Raw genomic sequence first — 1,805 nt, forward strand, 5'->3', positions numbered from 1 at the left:
AATAGTTACCTGTACCGGGCTCCCGATCTTAGTGGTAGCGTTTACTTTTATGAACCGGAAGGTGGTTTGGTCAACGGCTGGCAATACAAAGATGGAAAGATTGTAGCTACAATCAGCCAGGGGACAGAAAAAGGACTAGAAATGCAAGCTAATGCAGATACACGTAGCGAAAGTTCAGAATGTCATTATGAAAGTGTTTTTGTAGAATATGATGAATGTACACCATTTATTTACGAAGATCCTGAATACGGAATCGGCTTCGGTATCGAATGCCGTACTCGAACAAAATATGAAACCAAATTAGTATGCAACAACATATACTATGATAAAGATGGTAATGCCCATACATGGTTCCCTCCAGAAGTAGATGGCGGTGGTGGCGTTGGAGGAGGGTATCAACCAGTGGCTCCTAAAGCAAAAGCGATATTTCGTAATTCCAATATGACAGATAATAGCTGGAAAACAATTGAGAATCTACTTAATAAAATGACTAAGACCAAGATTGGTGAAGCTTTATATCACAAATTACAAGAAGCACTCAAGGGAAAAACTTTGATTATTCAATTTATTAGTGACAATATGAATAGTAATTTCGATCCTGGTTTAGGAGGTATTAAAATGAGAATGGATATAACTAGCAGTGCTCTTTTGCATGAGATGGTTCATGCTCTCCAATCATATACAGAGCAAGAAACATGGAATGCAACGCAGTTGAATCGAGAATTCGAAGCACATCTCATTCAGCAAATATATATAAATAGTTTGGAGGCAAGCGAAAGGACTTGGTGGTACGAAAAAAGCAAGAATGACTCTAGATGGAATGCAACACGTCTTTTGGTAAGATATATCGATGAGTTTGGCAATTTACGACCAGGGATAACTGCTGGAAAATTGCAAAAAATAATTCCTAAAATTATAAGTGACTTCAGAGACGTGGGGTATGATAATATTGATTATCCTTGGCTTAATAGCAGAAAAGGATTAGATAATTTCAACAATTTAAGAAGTTTGTATCAATAATAAACAAAGAAATATGAAAAATATATTTATATTAATCAGCCTATTGTATAATGTTTCATTGGCTATTGCTCAAACAAATTATTATACAACAACTAAAACTTTTAACGAGCAGGGATACATCTATCAATGCGATGTAGATACTGAGAGCGGGGATATAAATTTGTATAACAAGAATAATAAATGGACATACATAAAACAAATGAAGAAAGGCACAAATACCCCATTTTATGTAACTCCAGAAAACTATAGTCCCTTATATGTTAAAGATAAGAATGAGGCTTATAATGATTCCATTTTCAAAGTGATCGTTAATAATGCTTTTGCTGACTATAAAGGAAAGATGAAAGGATTCGAACTGATCATAATTACTTGTACTGACTCTGAAACAGGAAGAATAAGCGAAGTTCTTTTCAATTTTGCCGATTTCACACCTTATGCCACTATACCTGTATCCATTTATCGTGAAATAGAGACCAAGTTGATTGGTCTAAAGTATACATTAACCCCCTTGGCTAAAACATTGAATTATGTATACCAATGGTGGCCAATAGAACCTAAGTAATCTGTAGTCTCGATAGTAATTTTGAGAGCCGCTTTTATAATAAGAGGCTATTCAATATTGGAATAACCTCTTAATTCAAATTATCTATTTCTATATAACAATATAAAAAGATGAAAACAAAAAAAATCAAACGACCTGTTTGTTACTTTGTCGGACTTCTTACTTTTGGTCTGATACTGTATTCCTGCTTACAGGACGAAACAGATCTGGACTCACAGGAAAC

2 protein-coding genes are annotated in these 1,805 nt (G+C 34.6%); both read left to right on the forward strand.

Translation table 11 applies throughout. The features are described 5' to 3' along the window. Window positions 1–1,020: hypothetical protein (locus DW640_RS23195; protein WP_117579001.1), on the forward strand; the 1,020-nt coding region annotated here is incomplete at its 5' end. A 13-nt stretch (window positions 1,021–1,033) separates the two neighbouring features. Continuing rightward, window positions 1,034–1,582: a DUF5043 domain-containing protein gene (locus DW640_RS23200; protein ID WP_117579002.1), complete on the forward strand. Its 549-nt coding sequence runs from the start codon at window positions 1,034–1,036 to the stop codon at window positions 1,580–1,582. Window positions 1,583–1,805: the final 223 nt, after the last annotated feature.

The organism is Bacteroides sp. AM23-12 (genome assembly GCF_003434395.1).
In the GTDB taxonomy this organism is placed as follows: domain Bacteria; phylum Bacteroidota; class Bacteroidia; order Bacteroidales; family Bacteroidaceae; genus Bacteroides; species Bacteroides thetaiotaomicron.